The organism is Sulfuriferula thiophila, from assembly GCF_003864975.1.
Classification (GTDB): Bacteria; Pseudomonadota; Gammaproteobacteria; order Burkholderiales; family Sulfuriferulaceae; genus Sulfuriferula; species Sulfuriferula thiophila.
This window is the reverse complement of record NZ_BHGL01000006.1, coordinates 237,093-256,703: the sequence shown is the minus strand read 5'-3', so window position 1 is coordinate 256,703 and position 19,611 is coordinate 237,093. Positions and strand designations below refer to the sequence as shown.

General features: G+C 54.5%; 17 protein-coding genes. 11 read left to right on the top strand and 6 right to left on the bottom strand.

All coding sequences use genetic code 11. The annotated features are described in order from the left end of the window. The first annotated feature begins 29 nt into the window (after positions 1 to 29). From EJE49_RS03685 to prmB, 3 genes are read left to right on the top strand one after another with little or no spacing between them, the layout of a single operon-like run. Entirely contained in the window at positions 30 to 374 is a 345-nt protein-coding gene (locus EJE49_RS03685; protein ID WP_124949043.1) for an ArsC family reductase, read from the top strand. A 15-nt stretch (positions 375 to 389) separates the two neighbouring features. After that, positions 390 to 1,520 carry a succinyl-diaminopimelate desuccinylase gene (gene dapE / locus EJE49_RS03680; protein WP_124949042.1) on the top strand — a complete coding sequence of 377 codons (1,131 nt, stop codon included), beginning with the start codon at positions 390 to 392 and terminating at the stop codon, positions 1,518 to 1,520. Next, positions 1,517 to 2,425 carry a 50S ribosomal protein L3 N(5)-glutamine methyltransferase gene (prmB, locus tag EJE49_RS03675; RefSeq protein WP_124949041.1) on the top strand — a complete coding sequence of 303 codons (909 nt, stop codon included), beginning with the start codon at positions 1,517 to 1,519 and terminating at the stop codon, positions 2,423 to 2,425. The genes dapE and prmB overlap by 4 nt, the downstream gene beginning before the upstream one ends. A 23-nt stretch (positions 2,426 to 2,448) precedes the next feature. Here the strand turns inward: prmB and EJE49_RS03670 are convergent, their stop codons facing one another. Both EJE49_RS03670 and EJE49_RS03665 read right to left on the bottom strand, forming a co-directional pair. After that, a complete protein-coding gene (locus EJE49_RS03670; RefSeq protein ID WP_124949040.1) occupies positions 2,449 to 3,720 on the bottom strand; it encodes an HD-GYP domain-containing protein in 1,272 nt (423 codons plus the stop codon). Between the two features lie 153 nt (positions 3,721 to 3,873). After that, positions 3,874 to 4,407 carry a DUF302 domain-containing protein gene (locus EJE49_RS03665; RefSeq protein ID WP_223246731.1) on the bottom strand — a complete coding sequence of 178 codons (534 nt, stop codon included), beginning with the start codon at positions 4,405 to 4,407 and terminating at the stop codon, positions 3,874 to 3,876. A gap of 73 nt (positions 4,408 to 4,480) precedes the next feature. On the opposite strand from EJE49_RS03665, the gene acnA reads away from it, so the two are divergent. The 5 genes from acnA to EJE49_RS03640 all read left to right on the top strand — a co-directional run bounded on the left by acnA (position 4,481) and on the right by EJE49_RS03640 (position 11,409). Further along, positions 4,481 to 7,159 (top strand): aconitate hydratase AcnA, encoded by a 2,679-nt coding sequence (gene acnA / locus EJE49_RS03660; protein ID WP_124949039.1) that lies wholly within the window; start codon positions 4,481 to 4,483, stop codon positions 7,157 to 7,159. A gap of 4 nt (positions 7,160 to 7,163) precedes the next feature. Beyond that, complete coding sequence (locus tag EJE49_RS03655; protein WP_124949038.1) at positions 7,164 to 7,535, top strand: YidH family protein; 372 nt, start codon at positions 7,164 to 7,166, stop codon at positions 7,533 to 7,535. Positions 7,536 to 7,556: 21 nt separating this feature from the next. After that, on the top strand, positions 7,557 to 9,581 hold the full coding sequence (metG, locus tag EJE49_RS03650; protein WP_124949037.1) for a methionine--tRNA ligase: 2,025 nt from the start codon (positions 7,557 to 7,559) through the stop codon (positions 9,579 to 9,581). A gap of 185 nt (positions 9,582 to 9,766) precedes the next feature. Continuing rightward, positions 9,767 to 10,666 carry a patatin-like phospholipase family protein gene (locus tag EJE49_RS03645; RefSeq protein WP_124949036.1) on the top strand — a complete coding sequence of 300 codons (900 nt, stop codon included), beginning with the start codon at positions 9,767 to 9,769 and terminating at the stop codon, positions 10,664 to 10,666. Further along, positions 10,666 to 11,409: a 2OG-Fe dioxygenase family protein gene (locus tag EJE49_RS03640; RefSeq protein ID WP_124949035.1), complete on the top strand. Its 744-nt coding sequence runs from the start codon at positions 10,666 to 10,668 to the stop codon at positions 11,407 to 11,409. The genes EJE49_RS03645 and EJE49_RS03640 overlap by 1 nt, the downstream gene beginning before the upstream one ends. A 6-nt stretch (positions 11,410 to 11,415) precedes the next feature. Here EJE49_RS03640 and EJE49_RS03635 read toward each other — a convergent pair whose 3' ends face one another. The 4 genes from EJE49_RS03635 to EJE49_RS03620 form a co-directional block, all read right to left on the bottom strand. Beyond that, positions 11,416 to 13,194 carry a SulP family inorganic anion transporter gene (locus tag EJE49_RS03635; RefSeq protein WP_124949034.1) on the bottom strand — a complete coding sequence of 593 codons (1,779 nt, stop codon included), beginning with the start codon at positions 13,192 to 13,194 and terminating at the stop codon, positions 11,416 to 11,418. 62 nt (positions 13,195 to 13,256) lie between these two features. Beyond that, positions 13,257 to 14,471: an HD-GYP domain-containing protein gene (locus EJE49_RS03630; protein ID WP_124949033.1), complete on the bottom strand. Its 1,215-nt coding sequence runs from the start codon at positions 14,469 to 14,471 to the stop codon at positions 13,257 to 13,259. A gap of 199 nt (positions 14,472 to 14,670) precedes the next feature. After that, positions 14,671 to 16,371, bottom strand: a complete 1,701-nt coding sequence (gene recJ / locus EJE49_RS03625; RefSeq protein WP_124949032.1) for a single-stranded-DNA-specific exonuclease RecJ — start codon at positions 16,369 to 16,371, stop codon at positions 14,671 to 14,673. Next, complete coding sequence (locus EJE49_RS03620) at positions 16,368 to 16,739, bottom strand: DUF8785 domain-containing protein (protein ID WP_124949031.1); 372 nt, start codon at positions 16,737 to 16,739, stop codon at positions 16,368 to 16,370. Before EJE49_RS03620 ends, recJ begins: the two co-directional genes overlap by 4 nt. Positions 16,740 to 16,782: 43 nt before the next feature. On the opposite strand from EJE49_RS03620, the gene cobC reads away from it, so the two are divergent. From cobC to EJE49_RS03605, 3 genes are all read left to right on the top strand, one after another. Next, a complete protein-coding gene (cobC, locus tag EJE49_RS03615; protein ID WP_124949030.1) occupies positions 16,783 to 17,406 on the top strand; it encodes an alpha-ribazole phosphatase in 624 nt (207 codons plus the stop codon). A gap of 48 nt (positions 17,407 to 17,454) precedes the next feature. Next, the gene (locus EJE49_RS03610) at positions 17,455 to 18,813 is read left to right on the top strand and encodes an EAL and HDOD domain-containing protein (RefSeq protein ID WP_124949029.1); all 1,359 of its coding nucleotides are present in this window, start codon (positions 17,455 to 17,457) and stop codon (positions 18,811 to 18,813) included. 64 nt (positions 18,814 to 18,877) lie between these two features. Continuing rightward, the gene (locus EJE49_RS03605; protein WP_124949028.1) at positions 18,878 to 19,609 is read left to right on the top strand and encodes a ribonuclease H-like domain-containing protein; all 732 of its coding nucleotides are present in this window, start codon (positions 18,878 to 18,880) and stop codon (positions 19,607 to 19,609) included. The last annotated feature ends 2 nt before the right edge of the window (positions 19,610 to 19,611 follow it).

Genomic DNA, 19,611 nt, shown 5'->3' with positions numbered 1-19,611 from the left:
TACTGAACATTCCAGACGTTAACGATTTTATGGATATATACGGCATTCCCAATTGCAGCACCGTTAAAAAAGCACGCACCTGGCTGGAACAGCACAACATCGTTTACCAGTTTCATGATTTCAAAAAAACCGGCGTCACCACCGAACAACTCAGCGCATGGGCGCAACACACCGGCTGGGAAAAGTTGCTCAACCGCCAAGGCATGACCTGGCGCCAGCTCAGTGACGAGACTAAAGCCAGCATCACCACACCGGCTGCAGCCTTTGCATTGATGGCTGAAAAAACCAGTGTGATTAAACGCCCCATCCTGATTCATCAAGGGCAGATACTAGTCGGCTTCAACGAAGCTGAGTACACTGCCGCCCTCACGTAACCGATAGAAACCGACATGACCGACACACTCGCACTTACCCAAGAACTCATCTCCCGCCAATCCAACACGCCGGATGATGCCGGTTGCCAAGCCCTGATGCAAGCACGTCTGGAACCGCTGGGCTTTCATTTCGAATACATCAACTCCAATGGCGTCAGCAACGTGTGGGCCAGACGCGGCGACAGTGCACCGCTAGTCTGTTTTGCCGGCCATACCGACGTGGTGCCGACCGGCCCGCTGGATAAATGGCATTCTGATCCGTTCACGCCTACCATACGCGACGGCCAGTTGTATGGCCGCGGCGCGGCTGACATGAAAGCATCGCTGGCCGCATTTGTTACTTCGATTGAAGGTTTCGTCGCCCGGCACCCGGATCATAAAGGCTCCATCGCGTTGCTTATCACCTCTGACGAGGAAGGCATTGCCACCGACGGCACCGTCAAAGTAGTGGAAACGCTGGCCGCTCGCGGTGAAAAAATCGACTGCTGCATTGTCGGCGAACCTACTTGCGTGGACAAATTAGGCGATACCATTAAAAATGGCCGCCGCGGCTCTTTATCCGGACGCCTGACGGTCAAAGGCATACAAGGCCATATTGCCTATCCGCACCTGATTCGCAATCCCATCCATCAGGCCGCTCCCGCCATTGCCGAACTGGCTGCCACGGTATGGGATCAGGGTAATGAATATTTCCCGCCGACCAGTTGGCAGATTTCCAACATCCATGGCGGCACGGGTGCTACCAATGTGGTGCCAGGCACGGTCGAAATCCGTTTCAACTTCCGCCACTCCACCGCCAGCACCAAGGACAGCCTCAAGCAGCGCGTCCACGCCATACTGGACAAACATGGCCTGGAATATGATCTGGACTGGGAAGAATCCGGCAAACCTTACCTGACCCCGCGCGGCAGCCTGGTGGCCGCCATCAGCGCCGCAATCAAACAGGAAACCGGGATAGACACCGAACTCTCCACCACCGGCGGCACTTCCGATGGTCGCTTTATTGCTGACATCGCCGAACAGGTCGTCGAGTTCGGCCCGCTCAACGCCAGCATCCACAAGCTCAACGAACATGTTGCCGTGGCTGACCTGGAGCCGTTACGTGCCATTTACCAAATCACTTTGGAGCACTTACTCGCAAAATGACTACTAACTACTTTCTGGATACCGATGCGCTGATTACCGTACGCGACTGGCTGCGTTTCGGCATCAGCCGCATGAATCAGGCGCAGCTCCACTTCGGTCACGGCACCACCAATGCACTGGATGAAGCCGCTTACCTGATCCTGCATACCCTGCACTTACCCATCGACAATCTGGAACCGTTTCTGGATGCGTGCCTGACCGAGGTAGAACGCGAAGACATCCGCGAAGTATTCGAGCGCCGCGTTAATCAGCGCGTACCGGCGGCATATATTACCCACGAAGCATGGCTGGGTGATTTAAGTTTTTATGTGGATGAACGCGTCCTGATTCCGCGCTCATTCATTGCGCAACTGTTACGCGAGCGGCTGGTGCCCTGGGTAGCCGACCCGGAATGCGTCACCAGCGCGCTGGATATGTGTACCGGCTCGGGTTGTCTGGCCATCATGCTGGCCGAAGCCTTCCCTAACGCGGATGTCGATGCGGTCGATCTGTCGCCTGACGCATTGGAAGTGGCCGAGCGCAATGTCGAAGAATACGGTCTGAACGACCAGATCAATCTGATCCAGTCCGATCTGTTTACCCAACTGGGCGAACAGCAGTACGACGTCATCATCACCAACCCGCCCTACGTTAACGCGCCGAGCATGGCCGAACTACCGCCCGAATACCAGGCAGAACCGGAGCTCGCGCTCGCCAGCGGTGAAGATGGCCTGGATCACATCCGCACCATTCTCAAGCATGCTGCCGAACACCTCTACCCAAAAGGCATACTTGTCGCCGAAATCGGCCACAACCGCGACGAACTTGAAGCAGAATTTCCACACCTGCCGTTTACCTGGCTGGAAACCGACGGAAGCGATGAGTTTGTCTTCATCCTCAGCAAGGAACAGTTGAATATACGCTAAGCCCGGCTCAACAGCTTAGGGACTTAAGCCGCACCCGGCTTTTTCTGTGAATCGCAGTAATACGTGACACGGGCACGCGGGTTGAGGTATTGATGCACTTCCCGCGGCAACTCATTCGGACGCAGACTTTTATTAATTTTCAGGTCTGCTTCCGTAGCCAGGCTCACCACGATTGCCTCATCCTTGGGAATATCGGCATCATAAATCAGCACGTCGGGGCGCAACGGGTTACCGGGATTAACCGACAACACCAATCCCAGCATATCATTGGAAATCTGCACGATACTGCCCGGCGGATACACACCCAGGCAGTGAATGAAAGCCTTGAGCATCACATCATCGAACTGGGCACGCCGGTGGGCGAACATGCGTGACAGCGCCTCAGAGGGGGTCAGCGCATTGGCCGCATTGGTCGGGTTGCATAGATTATCGTAGGTATTCACTATAGCCAGCAAGCGCGCCAGGGGGGAAATCTTGTCCCCCACCAGTCGCCGCGGATAACCGCTACCATCCACATATTCATGGTGCTGGAGAATAATCGCCAACGCTGCATTAGACAGCCCGACTTTCTTGGCAAAAGCGGCGCCAACATCACAATGCTGCTCAACAATCGCCTGCTCCGGTCTGGTCAGCGGCTCTATCTTTGCCAGTATCTTGTGCGGAATCTCACTCTTGCCAATGTCATGCAGCATCGCCCCCATGCCCAGCTCGTGCATCTGTTCGCCATTCAAGCCCAACGCCTGTGCCAGCATCAGCGAGAGCACAGTGACATTCAGCGAATGGAAATACACATCATCCCCGAGTTTGTCGCTCATGGCATGAATCAGCACATCACCTTCATCCAGTATGCTTTTAACCATCTTGTTAACCAGCGCATCGGTTGCGGCGAAAGCTTCCTGAGGGCGGGCATGAATATTACGGGTAATATTCCTGACAGCTTCGGCCGCACGCATGAACTCATGCTCCACCCGGGTGATTTCGTTTCTGATATGTTTTAGCTGATCAATTCTGGCTTTTTTTGCGGCCATCAACTCGAGATCTGCAGCGGCTGCAGCGGACGGCGTCTCCACCACAACCACTGTATTCGCAGCAACCGGGAGCGGCTCACTGTCACTTTTGGGCTGCTCATAGCGGATCTGCGCCAACCTGAGCTTGCGTATGGTGTCTATCTGTTCCTGATTTTTGATCTTGAAACTGCTAAAAACGAAGGGATGATCCATCCAGCCCAGATCGAGATGAATATAGAGACCAACGCATAGTTGTTCGGGGGTGATATAGTCGAAACCGGCTGGCATAACGCTCTCTATAGATCCTGGCGATAACCAAAATGAGTGGGATGATCATTAATATTAAGAATAGCCTGACCATGTTACGGCAACTACCACCCCATCGGCAATAGGGTTACCCAGTCAGGCTAAAAGCGTTAACAATTTCAGAACAGGAACAGATTACAAATCACCATTTGCACCCGCATTAACGATTTCCACCAGGCCATTACGCACCGTGGTGATTTTCTGTTCCAGCGCCGGTGTCATTTTAGTGGTTTTAGCTAATTCCTTGACATCCATATCCATCATCACCAGCCAGGCCTGACCGGTTTTGTCTTCAATCAGGGCAATACGGCACGGCAAAAATACGGCGAAGTCCACATTCATATCGACCAGATCCTTGGCCGTCAACGCATCACAAAACTGATAAATTGCCATGCGCCGCTGTTTGCCGCCTATCATTGCCTCAACCTGATTGGACAAGGGCAGCTCTGCCACCAGTTTGATGTTGAGGGCATTGGCACGCAATTTCATGGATTCGACTGCATCATCCATGCTCACCCCCTTGGCCAGCGGCACTTTGTACACACCAGGCATCGCAGAAGACGTCACCGCAACAGGTTTGGCTGTCGATTCGGCGGCATGCGCCGAGGGCATCAACATTGCAAAACCGAATACTGCCGAGCCTATCAGGCTATTTATCGTGCGTTTCATGGGTTTCTCCTTAGAAAATGAACCGGAATTGCGGTAAAATTAGCATAATTCAATTTTAACGGGCATGGTAACTATGAACCCCCATAATTTGTTCAGCACCCTTACCGAATTCAACTTGGGCAACGGCACACGCGGACGTATGTATTCACTACCCGCGCTCGAAGCTGCCGGCATCGGCAAAATTTCCCGCCTGCCAGTTTCCATCCGCATCGTACTTGAAGCCATCTTACGCCATTGTGATGGCAAAAAGGTGACAGAACAGCATATCCGCGAACTGGCCAACTGGCAAGCAAACGGCAAGCGCACCGAAGAAATACCATTTGTGGTCGCCCGCATTCTGTTGCAGGACTTTACCGGCGTGCCGCTGCTGGCTGACCTTGCCGCCATGCGCTCGGCTACTGCCAAAACCGGCAAAAACCCAAAACTGATCGAACCATTAGTGCCGGTGGATATGGTCGTCGACCACTCAGTGCAAGTTGACGTATTCAACCAGCCAGATGCTTTGCAACAAAACATGGAGCTGGAATTCATCCGCAACCGCGAGCGTTACCAGTTCCTGAAATGGGGCATGCAGGCGTTTGACACCTTCAAGGTCGTGCCACCCGGCATCGGTATCGTGCATCAGGTCAACCTCGAATACCTGGCGCGCGGCGTCATGGAAAAGAACGGTGTGTACTACCCAGACACACTGGTCGGCACCGACTCCCACACCACCATGATTAACGGCCTCGGCATCGTCGCCTGGGGCGTAGGAGGTATTGAGGCGGAAGCCGGCATGCTTGGCCAGCCGGTGTACTTCCTTACCCCTGATGTGGTCGGTGTGCACCTCAAGGGAAAAATCCGCGAAGGCATCACCGCCACCGACGTGGTACTGACTATTACTGAAATGCTGCGCAGTGCCAAGGTTGTCGGCAAATTCGTCGAGTTTTTCGGCGAAGGTGCTGCTGCACTGTCCCTGCCTGACCGTGCGACCATTGCCAACATGGCACCTGAATATGGCGCAACCATGGGTTTCTTCCCGGTGGATGAAGCCACTTGCGCCTACTACGCTGCCACTGGCCGCAGTGCCGAGCAGGTCGACACCATCCGTAACTATTTCCAGGCACAAGGCTTGTTCGGCATACCTGCAGCCGGTGATTGCGATTACTCGCAAGTACTGGAACTGGATTTGAACAGCATCGTACCTTCCGTGGCCGGCCCGCGCCGCCCGCAAGATCGTATTAACCTTGATCACGTCAAAACCAAATTTGCCGAACTGTTCGCCAAGCCAGTCAACGAAGGTGGCTATGGCAAGGATGCCGCCGCCCTGACCCAGCGCGTGCCCTACGATTCAGCCACTCTGGGGCATGGCGACGTAGTCATTGCCGCGATCACCTCCTGCACCAACACCTCCAACCCCAGCGTGATGCTGGCAGCTGGTTTGCTGGCGAAAAAAGCCGTCGCCAAGGGCCTCACCGTACCCGCTCACGTCAAGACCTCATTAGGCCCTGGCTCCCGCGTCGTCACCGAATACCTCAAGGCGGCCGGTTTATTCGATGCGCTGGGTGACGTCGGCTTCAAGCTGGTCGGCTACGGCTGCACCACCTGCATCGGCAACTCCGGCCCATTGCCAGCCGCCATCGAATCCGCCATAGTCGGTCACGATCTGGTCGCGGCGTCGGTATTGTCCGGCAACCGCAACTTCGAAGCGCGCGTGCATCAGAACGTCAAGGCCAATTTCCTGATGAGCCCGCCGCTGGTGGTCGCGTATGCGCTGGCAGGAACGATGAATAAGGACCTCAGCACCGAACCTGTCGGTACCGGCACAGACGGCCAGCCGGTATACCTGAAAGACATCTGGCCTACTCTGGATGAAGTCGCTGCGGTCATGGGCACCGCCACCAATCCGGAAACTTACCGCGCCCTGTATGCCGACTTTACTGCTAATAATCCATTGTGGGCAGCGGTTCCTGCACCAGTTGGCAGCGTGTATGACTGGGATGACGCTTCCACTTACATCCAGCAACCACCGTTCTTTGACGGTGCCGCCGGTGACAGCGGCGTGATTCATGGTGCCCGTGCACTGGCAGTATTTGGCGACTCGGTGACCACCGACCACATCAGCCCGGCCGGTTCCATCAAGCCTAGCTCGCCGGCAGGTAAATTCCTGCTTGAGCATGGCGTGGACAAAGCCGACTTCAATAGCTATGGCGCCCGCCGCGGCAACCATGAGGTGATGATGCGCGGCACCTTTGCCAACGTGCGCATCAAGAACCTGATGATACCGGGTAGCGAAGGCGGCATTACCCGCCATCAGCCGGATGGCGAAGAAATGGCGATTTATGATGCCGCCATGCGCTACCAGACTGTCGCAACACCGCTGATGATTTTTGCTGGCGAAGAATACGGTACTGGCTCTTCACGTGACTGGGCAGCCAAAGGCACCAAACTGCTTGGTGTCAAAGCGGTTATCGCCAAGAGCTTCGAGCGCATCCACCGCGCCAACCTGGTGGGCATGGGCGTGTTGCCATGCCAGTTCAAGGACGGCATAGGTGCCGACACCCTGCAACTGGATGGTACCGAAACATTCGACCTGCTCGGCCTGGAAAACGGCATCACCCCGCAACAGGATGTACAGTTGGTCATTCACCGCGCTAATGGCACCAAGGATAACGTTGCCGTCAAACTGCGTATTGATACCCCTATCGAGGTGGATTACTACCAGAGCGGCGGCATACTGCCCTTCGTGCTGGCTCAACTGCTAGGGAGCTGAAATCATGTCCGACCTTAACGATCCTCGCGTATTCTTTGCCGCAGAACGCACCCTGCTGGCATGGAACCGTACCAGTCTGACACTGATGGCGTTCGGCTTCGTGGTCGAACGTTTCGGACTGTTCCTGCATATGCTCGCGCCCAAAGTGCCACAAAATTTTGAACGCGGCGTTTCGTTCTGGGTGGGGATGGGTTTTATCACTCTCGGCAGCGCTGTGGCAATACTGGCAGTCCTGCAATATCGCGGCGTATTGCGCACACTGAAGCCCATAGAAATACCTGATGGCTACTGGGTCAATACCGCTGCTGTCACTACCCTGATTCTGGCGGCTCTCGGCATCGCATTGTCAGTCTATTTAATGACTGGCCTTAAATAATTCCACCAAGCAAACTAAAACATGTCCCGTAAAATCCTCGTCACCTCCGCTCTCCCTTACGCCAACGGCGCCATCCACCTTGGCCATCTGGTCGAATACATCCAGACCGACATCTGGGTGCGCTTCCAGAAAATGCAGGGGCACGAATGCTACTACGTGTGCGCTGATGACACCCACGGTACGCCGATCATGCTGCGTGCCGAAAAAGAAGGCATCACCCCGGAAGCCCTGATTGACCGCGTCCACGGCGAACACTTGCGCGACTTCACCGGTTTCCATGTCAATTTCGACAGCTATCACTCGACCAATTCCACCGAAAATCGCGAACTTGCCAGCCAGGTTTACCTCAACCTGCGCGATGCGCAGCTGATCGAGCGCAAAACCATCGAGCAGTATTACGACACTACCAAGGAAATGTTCCTGCCCGACCGTTTCATCAAGGGTCAATGCCCGAAATGCGGCGCGCAGGACCAATACGGCGACAACTGCGAAGTATGCGGCGCAACTTACTCGCCGACCGACCTGATCAACCCGGTTTCCGCCGTGTCCGGCACGCCGCCGGTACGCCGCGAATCTGAACACTACTTCTTCAAGCTCGGCGACTGCGCCAACTTCCTGCGCGAATGGACCCGTTCCGGCGCGCTACAGAACGAAGCCGCCAACAAGCTCGACGAATGGTTCTCCGCCGGCCTGCAGAACTGGGACATCTCGCGCGACGCACCGTATTTCGGCTTTGAAATCCCGGACGCGCCGGGCAAATATTTCTATGTGTGGCTGGATGCGCCTATCGGCTACATGGCCAGCTTCAAGCATCTCGCCGCCAGCAAGCAGCTCGATTTTGATGCCTGGTGGAAACCGGATACCAACACTGAGCTCTACCATTTCATCGGCAAGGACATCCTCTACTTCCACGCGCTGTTCTGGCCGGCCATGCTCAAGAACGCAGGCTACCGCACACCGAGCGGTATCTTCGCGCACGGCTTTCTCACCGTCAATGGCGCGAAAATGTCTAAATCGCGCGGCACTTTCATCACCGCCGAAAGCTACCTCGACAGCGGCATGAACCCGGAATGGCTGCGCTACTACTTTGCCGCCAAGATCAACGGCAGCATGGAAGACCTTGATCTCAGCCTCACCGATTTCGTCGCCCGCGTTAACAGCGATCTGGTTGGCAAGTACGTCAATATCGCCAGCCGCACTGCAGGTTTCATCGCCAAGCGCTTTGATGGCAAGCTGGCGGATACCCTGCCGACTTCCGAACTGCTCAACGAAGTACAGCACAGCGCCACCCTGATTGCCGAGTGCTATGAGAGTCGCGATTTTGGCCGTGCCTTGCGCGAGATCATGCATCTCACCGACAAGGCCAACCAGTACGTCAACGACAACAAGCCGTGGGAAATCGCCAAACAGGGCGGCGAAGATGCCCTGCTGCACGAGATATGCAGCGTCAGCATCAACCTGTTCCGCCTGCTCACGCTCTACCTCAAGCCGGTGCTGCCGAAGCTGGCCGCCGATGTCGAACAATTCCTCAATATCCCGGCCATGGTCTGGGCTGATGCCAATACATTGCTGGCCAAGCACAGCATCAACACCTACAACCACCTGATGACACGCGTCGATCAGAAGCAGATTGATGCCATGATCGCCGCCAACATCACTGAATCTGCACCCGCCATTCCGGAGATGAAACCTGCCATGACTATCGCCCCTATCAGTGAAACCATCAGCATCGATGACTTCACTAAAATTGACTTGCGCGTCGCCAAAATCGTCAACGCCGAACACGTTGAAGGCGCTGACAAACTGATCCGCCTGACACTGGATATCGGCGAAGGCACCACCCGCAATGTCTTCGCTGGCATCAAATCCGCCTACGACCCTGCCACACTGATTGGTCGCATGACAGTGATGGTTGCGAATCTGGCACCCCGCAAAATGAAGTTCGGCTTGTCTGAAGGCATGGTACTCGCCGCTTCCGGCGACACCCCGGGCTTATACATCCTCAGCCCGGACGATGGCGCAACACCGGGCATGCGGGTTAAATAGCAGTATCATTGTCCACGAAAGGCACGAAAAGCACGAAAATAAAAGCCCGCTCATAGGCTATTATGAGACCTTTGCACGATGTAGCGAGCGCAGTAATCGTGCAAAGGTCTCATTATAGAAAGTACCGTCAAACTTTTTCGCGTCATTCGTGTCTTTCGTGGACATAAAATTATATTTCCAAATACATGATAGCTATCAAAATCCGTCCCGCTTACTGGCTGTTAGTTATACTGCTGCTCGCCTTAACCGGCTGCAGCAACCTCATGCAGCAACCGGAAGTCATTACCCAGCCTGTTGTCCGCCCTGCACCTAAGATTGCACTCGTCCTGGGTGGTGGCGGTACGCGTGGGTTTGCCCACATTGGCGTCATCAAATACCTGGAAACCCAGGGTATCGTACCGGACATCATCGTCGGCACTAGCGCCGGTTCCGTGGTGGGTTCACTGTATGCTTATGGCTACAATGGCTTTGAAATACAGAAACTGGCCATCCAGATGGAAGAGCAGTCCGTCATCGACTGGGCCTGGCCGGATCGCGGCATATTCAAAGGCGATGCATTGCAGAAATTCATCAACACCGCCGTAAAACAATCACCCATAGAAAAGCTAAAGCGCCCCTTTGCTGCAGTTGCCACCGACCTGAGCAGTGGTGAAGTCATGGTATTCCGCACCGGCAATACCGGCCAGGCAGTACGTGCCTCCAGTGCAGTGCCCGGCGTGTTCCAGCCGGTGACCATCGCTGGCCGCAGTTATGTTGATGGCGGTCTGGTGCGTCCGGTTCCGGTCAGCGAAGCGCGTGCCCTTGGCGCCGATTTCGTGATTGCTGTCGACATTTCCAACAAGCCCAAGAGCAATACCACTGCCAGCACGCTGGATGTGCTGATGCAGACCTTTGACATCATGAGCCAGACGATCAATCGCTATGAACTGCCCAAAGCCGACATCGTCATCCGTCCGCGCACCCAGGATATCGACGTCAGCAATCTGGATGGTCGCCATATCGCCGTACTGGAAGGCGAAAAAGCGGCCGCGGCTATCATGCCCGAGTTAAAAGCCAAGCTGGAAAAACTGCGTAAAGGACGCTGATGAGCACCACTATAATTGCGCCCACCTTCTCCACACCTGATCAACTTGTGCACAAATTGCGCACGCATGGCTACGCCACACTGGGACCCTCCGGTGTTTGCGAACTGGGGCATTGCGAGTTAAGCGCACTGGAAGCGGTCAAGCCAAGCTGGAATGATCTGCCGGTCGATCTGTTTCTGCGTGACGGAGGCCACTACCGGCGGCGCAGACATAGCAGCTTCATCATAAATGATGCAACAGTCACCCAAACCCCGCATCGCCCGCACTGGCAGCCACTGGAATACAACGCATTGCATGGCGGCATGCAGCGCCTGTTTGAACCGATTGCACCAGCCACCATCCGCCAGCCGGTATGGTCGCAACTGTTGCAGGCCATCGGCAACGTCTGTTCCGGCATCAAAGGTGAACAACCGTGGTATGTAGAAGCACATCAGTTCCGCATCGACACCACCAACGGTATCGGCCGGCCTACCCCGGAAGGCGCCCACCGTGACGGTGTCGACTTCGTGGCAATCCTGCTGATCGCCCGTGAGCATGTCAAAGGGGGTGAAAGCCGGGTGTTTGAAGCCGCTAGTTCCAATGGCCAACGCTTCACGCTGATGGCGCCTTGGACCTTGCTCCTGCTCGATGACGAACGCGTTATCCACGAATCCACCCCTATCCAGCCCACGGCTGACAGTGGCTACCGCGACACACTGGTACTGACCTATCGCGCCGGCGGGTTTCAGGAGCAGACTGGCTGATTGCAGCTATTGCCGCGTATGCTTGTTGTCGTCCCAGTCATTCCACTCCACCTGACTCACTGCCAGATACTGATTAACCGCCTGGCCGACAGTAGGAAAGAAACTCTCTACACCGAACTTGTTAAATAAGCCGTAATGCTTGAGCTGGTCTTTCACCGGCCCTTTCATTTCGGCGAAACAGAGCTCGATATCCGCCTGAGCCAATACCTTATCCAGATCAGCCAGCATATCCGCGGCAGTGGTATCGACATCGGTAACCGGTTCTGCCGCCACCACCACCCAGCGGGTTGGCGTAGGCGCATTCACCACCGCCAGCAATACATGCTCGCGAAATATCTCCGCATTCGCAAAAAATAACGGCGCATCCCAGCGAAACAACACCAGACCGGGAATCTGCCGGCCTTCCGGATGCCGTGACATATCATGGTAACCTTTCATGCCGTCAACCCGCCCCAGCACCGCATCATAAGGCCGCCAGGCTCGCCAAATGAAAGCCAGCAGCGCCATACCCACCGCAAGAAAAATGCCCTGAATCACGCCCAGCGACACCACCCCGAAGAAACACACCAGAAACAGTGCAAATTCACTGCGACGCAAACGATACAAATGCAGCACACCAGCAATCTCAAACAAACCAAAACAGGCATATATCACCACGGCCCCCAGTGCTGCATACGGCAAATTACGCAGCAACATCGGTGCATAAATCAGTAGCAGAGCAATGCATAAAGCTCCCACCAGCCCTGCAACCTGGGTCTTTGCCCCGGCGGACTCGGCCACAGGGGTACGTGACGAACTACTGGTAACCGGGAAGCCATGGAACAGACCGCTAGCAATGTTGGCAACACCCAGCGCAATCAGCTCCTGATTACCATTCACTTCGTAGTTACCACGCATGGCATAGGTACGTGACAGCACGCTCAGATCGGCAAAAGACACGACCGCGATGGCGAACGCGCCGGACAACAAACTATTGAATTCTGCCAAAGAAATACTGCTGAAGCGGAAAGCTGGCAAGCCTTGCGGCAACACGCCAATCACCGCTATGCCTGACTGCGTGGCAAGATCAAAATACCCCACCAGCAGCGTTGCGCCGATGACCGCGACCAACACCCCAGGCACTTTGGGCAGCCAGCGCCTGCACGCCAGCATAATCATCAGGCTGGCCAGCCCGATTGACAGCGCAACCCCGTTCGTCAGACCTTGCTGCAAACCTTGCGCCAGGCTGTAAGCAACCTGAAAAAAACTATCGCCCGTTACCGAAAAACCGAACACTTTTGACAACTGCCCGACCACTACCGTCAGCGCAATACCGTTCAGGTAACCATAACGAACCGGTTTGGAAATAAGTTCAGTGACAAAGCCAAAACGGCTGAAACCGGCAACCAGACATAAAGTGCCGGATATCACCGCAAGCATCCCTGCCAGTAACACCACACGCTCCGGATTACCCGCTGCCAATGGCAGTATAGTGGCAGCAATCAGCGCAGCCAGTGCCGAATCAGGCCCCAACACCAGAATACGACTAGGGCCGAATACCGCGTAAGCCACCAGTGGGGCTATGGTTGCATACAAGCCGTAAATAGCCGGCAAGCCGGAGGCAACCGCATACCCCATACCGACAGGCACCAGTATCGCAGTGAGTACCAGACCAGCAAGGATGTCCTGGCTAAGCCAAGCCAACCGGTAGCTGCGCAGTATGGCCAGGCCAGGAACCCAGCGCGCCACCCCGCTGGGCTGCACTTCGTGAAAAAGGGGATTAACTTGTGGAACAGGCTCGGTCATGGCTACGCACCGCTAGGTAAGGACAATCCGAAATGACGTGCATTACCTGCCGCTTCTACCCTCTAGCATACACCTGTCATCTTCATCACATCCAGCCCCCACTTTGCAGCATCTTCCACGCTTTCGATCACATCCTGCGAGCGTGACATATCGATCAACTCCATCTTAATCGGCACATTGGAGCGGCTAGAAAAGAACACCTTGACAATAGGCTTCAACAAACTCTGACTGGACTGATCAGTGACCACAGCCAGTCTGCCTGATTTGAGTTTCAGCAGGGTACCCACCGGATAGATACCCACGGTTTTGACAAATGCTTTGAACACCACGGCATCAAAATGACCCGCCTGCCATTCAGCCATTTTGCGTAGCGCATCGGCTGGTGCCCAGCCTGCCTTGTAACACCGGTTGGAGGTAATGGCATCATATACGTCACACACGGCGCCCATTCGGGCGTGCAGGCTGAGCGCATCACCCGACAGTTTATCGGGGTAGCCTGTGCCATCCACCCGTTCATGGTGATGCAGACAGACATCCAAAGCGACATCATCCACGCCAAACGATTCCTTCAGCATCTCCCAGCCACGCACAGGATGACTCTTTACCACGTCAAATTCCTGCTCCGTCAGCCGCCCAGGTTTATTCAGCACCTCATCCGGCACCGCCATTTTGCCGACGTCATGCAACAGGCCGGCCATGCCCAATGATTTAAGCAACGCACCTTCTATGCCCATCTGTTTACCCAGCGCAATCATCAATGCACAGACAGCTACCGAATGCAGATAAGTGTAATCGTCTTTATTCTTCAGCTTGGCCAGGCTCAGCAATGCCCCGGGATTACGCGATACCGACTGGTTAATTTCATCGACCAGGGTGGACATTTCCCCGATAGGTAAGGCCTTGCCCATGCGCGCTTCTTCAAACATGGACATAACAGCATGCTTGGCCTTACTTTGCAGTTTCTTGGCGCGTTCCAGCTCCTGCTCCAACGACACACGCTCTTCCACTTTCGGAGTGATGTCTGCTGCCTGCTGCAGCACTTCCTGCACCCTTTCGGCGACTTCGGCAGACAACTCTTCGGCTTGTTCAACTACATCCAGGCCCTTGGCGATATTTATCCATACCTCGCGAATAGCACTCTGCTGCAGCGCAACGATGTCCTTGTTGTCGTCAAGCTTAAAAGAGGATTTCCAGAAAGGATGATCCATCCATTTGCCGCAGAGTTCCTCGATATACATGCCGAGCCTGAGATCATGGACACTGATTTTTTTTCGCATAACAGCACCCTTCCAGCATAAACTTTAATAATTTTTATTTTTCATAGACTTACGCGTAGTGAAAAACCTCACTACATAAAGACAGCTTATTATCAGACCATTATTCTTCTGTTTGAATCTTATACCCAATTGATGCAACATCAGAAAACGTTTACAAATATTTACAATCGCATCTAGCTCGATCTTAATACAACTAAACTCAGCCGTGTTCCCCACGCCAATGCTCAAGCTTGATCTGCAACCGCGTCTGCCCGTTGTAATGATTCAATTCAGGTTGATAGACCGCGTGAATGATGGGGGGTAACGATTCGGTACGATTAAACAGTATGCTGTCAAAACGTTGCCCATTGCTCTCCAGTTGCAATTTCAGATGCTTGTCTTTGAGTATGCGCTGCTGCGTCACCCGAAACTCGCCATCGAAACTGGGCGCGGGAAAGCCCTGCCCCCACACCTGTGCATTAATCACTTGTGCCAATTCAACATTCAACTCTGTAGTCGCCAGACTGCCATCGGTCGGTATCGTTCGCGCCAGATCAGACGGGCTTAACAAGCCTTGCACAACCTGTTCAAACAGTTCAGCAAATTGTGCAAAATCTGCTTCACGGATAGACAGGCCAGCAGCGGCAGCATGCCCGCCGAATTTCAGGATCAGATCCGGCGCCCGTTTGGATACGATATCCAGTGCATCGCGCAGATGCAAGGCGGCGATAGAACGGCCAGAGCCTTTGATTTCGCCACTATTACCACGTGCGAAACAGATCACCGGGCGATGAAATTTATCCTTAAGCCGCGAAGCGAGTATGCCGATCACACCCTGATGCCAGTCTGGATCGAACATGGCGAGGCTATAACTCTCGGTGGTGGTGATATGTTCCAGAGTGGCCATGGCTTGCGCCTGCATATCAGCCTCAATGGTGCGCCGTTCAACATTCAGCGCATGCAGTCGCTGCGCCATCACTTCCGCAGCGGTATCGTCCTCGCTGAGCAAGCACGCGATACCCAGCGACATATCTTCCAGCCGGCCGGCCGCATTCAGCCGCGGGCCAATCATGAAGCCAAGATCAGCTGCATTAGCGGCAGTGATATGCCGTGCCGCAGCGTTGAACAATGCCCGTATGCCAGCGCAGGCACGCCCCTGCCGCATACGGCGCAAACCTTGCTCGACCAGTATGCGGTTATTGTCATCCAGCCTGACCACATCAGCGACGGTGCCCAGCGCTACGATGTCCAGCAGTTGTGCCAGATTCGGTGCGGCTTTTTCCTTAAATGCCCCTCGTGTCTGTAACTCGGCGCGCAGCGCCAGCAGCACGTAAAACATCACGCCGACTCCGGCCAGATTTTTACTCGGGAACGGGCAGCCCGGCTGATTGGGATTAACGATCAATGCATCCGGCAGGCTGTCACCAGGCAGATGGTGATCCGTGATCAGCACTTCGATACCCAGTGCTTGCGCAGCTTGCACTCCGGCAATGCTGGCAATGCCGTTATCCACGGTAACGATGATGTCCGGCTGCTGCTGTGCCGCAAGCTGGACGATTTCCGGCGTCAGTCCGTAGCCGTATTCAAACCGGTTAGGCACCAGAAAATCAACAGTCAGGCCCAGCAGCCGCAAACCACGCACAGCGACAGTACAAGCAGTTGCGCCATCTGCATCATAATCGGCCACTACCAATATGCGTTGCTGGCTGGCAATCGCATCAGCCAGCCGCGCCGCCATCGCCTGTATATTTTTCAGAGTGCTGAAATGCAGTAAACCAGCCAGCTCGGTATCCAGTTGCGCTGCCTGCGCTATGCCGCGTGCAGCATAGACTCGAGCCAATATCGGATGCACCCCTGCTGCAGCCAGCTGTTGCGCATGTTCAGCGGAAAATTCACGTGCAGTAATACTTGCTTCGCTCATTCGACCACGCGCACATCGGTCACAAAGTATTCAGTTTCGGCAAAGCAGGTGGAGGGCACGCCTTTGTGCTGTTCGTAATCCAGGCTGACACGTTTGCCCAGATTTTTATTGATCTTGTCAGCAACAGCGTCATCAATCACGGTAAAATTGAATTTTTCACTCAGCGTACCGGGCATGGAAACCATCGCCAATTCGCCTTCCCAGGTTTTGCAGATCCAGCCTTTTTTGGAAAACTTCTGCACATAGCCTGCACGCTCGCCGGACGAATATGACCAATGCAGTGCCACCCAGGTGTAAGCTGCAAACAGCACCACTGGAACGATGACCAAACCGGCAACCCAGCGCCCTAAAACTCGACGTTGTATCATTATCTATCCCTGAAATCATTAACGATTGCATTCTAACTCAAAAATGTCCCTGAACTCGCTCACTACCCTAGATCTTATCCGCCATGGCGAACCTGTTGGCGGCCGTAAATATCGTGGCCAAATTGATGACCCGTTGTCGGAAAAAGGCTGGGCGCAAATGCAACGCGCCGTTGGCAGTTTTGATCAATGGCAGCACATCATCAGCTCGCCGTTATCCCGCTGCCGCGAATTCGCCCAGCAACTCTCGCAACAGCACACTGTCCCGCTGAGCCTTGAGCCGCGCCTGCAGGAAGTCGGCTTTGGTGCGTGGGAAGGACAGACCTCAGCCGAGATCAGCGCCAATGATCCCGATCTGATATTCAAATTCAAACGTGACCCGATCATTTACCGGCCTCAAGGAGCAGAGCCCGTCGCGGATTTTTACCAACGCGTCAGTCAGGCATGGGATGAAATAGCGACCGCGCATGACGGGCAGCATGTCCTTATCGTCTGCCACGCCGGGGTGATCCGCATGATACTGGCGCACATACTGGGGATGCCGCCAGCCAATGCCTACCGCATCCAGGTTGGTAGCGCCGCCGTATCCCGTATCACCGTAGAAAAACGTGGTGCAAATACCCATACCAATCTGGTATTCCATGATGGCAGCCTGACAAAAAACAGTTAAGCGCCGATAAGCTAGTGCTATTATTATGAGATTGAGTAGCATGGAAGCATGATGGAACCGACTTCATCCGCAAAAGCGTCCCAAAAAGAACGCAATATCAACACCGACAGCAATGAGCACTCCAGCACTCTGACACATGTGCTGCCTATAGCTACGGATGGCCACAAATCCCGTCAGGATGAAGTGCTGGAACGCCTGCTCAAGCAGCAACCGATCTACAACCGTTCAGGCCAGATAACTGCCACGGAACTCAGTCCGCGCATACGGCTCACCTTTAGCACTAATAATAGCAACACCAAACAGTTGCGTCAGAGTGACGACACTACCCTGATTGCCGGACTATTCTCCCTCACCGAGGAAGGCAAACATCCACGCCAGCCGCTGTTTGTCAGCATTGACGCGACAACGCTATTATCTGACGATATCGATTATTTGCCCGCGCAACATGTCATCTTTGCGCTGGATATCGACCCTCGCGATATGGCCACCCTGCTACCAAAACTGAAGAAACATCAGAAAAACGGCTATCGCATCCTGCTCAATTACCATTACGGCGCAGCTTTTCCGGCAGCATTAAGCGGTTTGATCAAACAGGCGCGACTGGATGTCGGCCTGCTCAATGCTACCGAACTGGAAAACGCGACCAGCAGTTTGCGCCACCACGGCATGCAAACGCTGATCGCATCCAACATACGCTGTCAGGAAAGTCTGGATTTATGCATCAGACTGAAATTCGATGCGTTTCAAGGCAGTTATTTTGATCATGGGCCCGACCTAACCACCACCCGACCTACCGAAATCAATCGGCTGCGTTTGCTTGAATTAATGGATCTGGTCATTGCCCGGCATGACCTGTCTGAACTGGAAGCGCTGATCAAATTTGACGCGCGCCTCAGTTACCAGTTAATCGCCTATACCAACACGCTGGATGACAACGATGCCGCCATTAGCTCATTGGCCCAGGCACTGCACCTGCTCAAACACGACAGTCTGTATCGCTGGCTGACCCTGTTACTGCACACCAGCAACGACCCAGGCCCGAATACGCTGAGCCTGCTGAAACGCGGTTTAAGCCGTGCTTTTTTCCTGGAAGCCCTGGCACGCAAAAGCCTGCACCATATCGACCCCCAGGCCATGTACCTGATGGGACTGCTCTCGGTGATGGACAAGCTCACCGGCCAACCCATGTCGCAACTCATTCCGGCGATCAAACTCAGCCCGGAAATTCAACAGGCCCTCCTCGACAGCAAGGGTATCGGCGGACTGATGCTCAACCTTGCCCTTGCTGCCGAGAACGGCGAGCAAAGTCGCATAGAAGATTACGCTGCCCGCTGCCTGATTAATCCGGTAGATGCCAACCTTGCCATGATTAACGCACTGGTCATGGCCGAAACCACCAACTTGTGACTCTCGACACCATGAAAGCACTGGCGGGTGGTAAAATACCCTTTTCTGCTCATGGTTAAGTAACATGACACCCACACTCACCTTCAGCATCACCACCATCCCCGACACCGACGGTTTGCGCGCTATTTATGGCACTGATGAACACGCTAATGCCGAACAGCTCGCCGAAATAGTTTTTCAACAAGGCCGGCAGAGCCATGAGCAGGATTTTCTGCCCCTGCATCTGCATCGTGTCGCTGCAATAGCCTGTACCTTGCGTGATGATGACCAATTTCATGTCTGGTCACTAGGCAATCCGCATGACAGCGAAGCCGTATTGATACAACATCTGTTCGACATCATGGAAAAACACCTGCCACTATCCATATCCTGGAATGGCAGCGGTTTTGACCTGCCCGTACTGTGTTATCGCGCCCTGACTCACAACCTGACCGCCCCGCGCCAGTGGGATGCAAACAAACGCGAGCAACACATTAACTTAATGCACGAACTAGCTTGCCACCAGCCCGACGCACACGCATCACTCCACGATATCGCCCGATTGTGCGGATTGCCTGCCACACCGGACTTGGCACCTAACCAGATATGGGTCGACTGGCAGGCGGGCAAACAGGATTCATTACGCCAGCAGAATGAATTGAATGCGCTGAACACTTATCTGCTGTATTTACGATTCCTGCGCTTACGTGGCAGCATGACGCCAGTTCAATTGCAAACAGAATGCAATTTGGTACGCGCCAGCCTCACCCAGCTGGATGAACCGCACTGGCTCGGTTTTTTACAGGCATGGCAATAACG

Bases quoted from the DNA above. Each gene is read 5' to 3' on its own strand.
- EJE49_RS03635 (WP_124949034.1), bottom strand. From the start codon at position 13,194: ATGACCGAGCCTGTTCCACAAGTTAATCCCCTTTTTCACGAAGTGCAG.
- EJE49_RS03685 (WP_124949043.1), top strand. From the start codon at position 30: ATGGATATATACGGCATTCCCAATTGCAGCACCGTTAAAAAAGCACGC.
- EJE49_RS03645 (WP_124949036.1), top strand. From the start codon at position 9,767: ATGATAGCTATCAAAATCCGTCCCGCTTACTGGCTGTTAGTTATACTG.
- EJE49_RS03610 (WP_124949029.1), top strand. From the start codon at position 17,455: ATGATGGAACCGACTTCATCCGCAAAAGCGTCCCAAAAAGAACGCAAT.
- EJE49_RS03655 (WP_124949038.1), top strand. From the start codon at position 7,164: ATGTCCGACCTTAACGATCCTCGCGTATTCTTTGCCGCAGAACGCACC.
- cobC (WP_124949030.1), top strand. From the start codon at position 16,783: ATGTCCCTGAACTCGCTCACTACCCTAGATCTTATCCGCCATGGCGAA.
- recJ (WP_124949032.1), bottom strand. From the start codon at position 16,371: ATGAGCGAAGCAAGTATTACTGCACGTGAATTTTCCGCTGAACATGCG.
- EJE49_RS03630 (WP_124949033.1), bottom strand. From the start codon at position 14,471: ATGCGAAAAAAAATCAGTGTCCATGATCTCAGGCTCGGCATGTATATC.
- metG (WP_124949037.1), top strand. From the start codon at position 7,557: ATGTCCCGTAAAATCCTCGTCACCTCCGCTCTCCCTTACGCCAACGGC.
- EJE49_RS03620 (WP_124949031.1), bottom strand. From the start codon at position 16,739: ATGATACAACGTCGAGTTTTAGGGCGCTGGGTTGCCGGTTTGGTCATC.
- acnA (WP_124949039.1), top strand. From the start codon at position 4,481: ATGAACCCCCATAATTTGTTCAGCACCCTTACCGAATTCAACTTGGGC.
- dapE (WP_124949042.1), top strand. From the start codon at position 390: ATGACCGACACACTCGCACTTACCCAAGAACTCATCTCCCGCCAATCC.
- EJE49_RS03605 (WP_124949028.1), top strand. From the start codon at position 18,878: ATGACACCCACACTCACCTTCAGCATCACCACCATCCCCGACACCGAC.
- prmB (WP_124949041.1), top strand. From the start codon at position 1,517: ATGACTACTAACTACTTTCTGGATACCGATGCGCTGATTACCGTACGC.
- EJE49_RS03665 (WP_223246731.1), bottom strand. From the start codon at position 4,407: ATGAAACGCACGATAAATAGCCTGATAGGCTCGGCAGTATTCGGTTTT.
- EJE49_RS03640 (WP_124949035.1), top strand. From the start codon at position 10,666: ATGAGCACCACTATAATTGCGCCCACCTTCTCCACACCTGATCAACTT.
- EJE49_RS03670 (WP_124949040.1), bottom strand. From the start codon at position 3,720: ATGCCAGCCGGTTTCGACTATATCACCCCCGAACAACTATGCGTTGGT.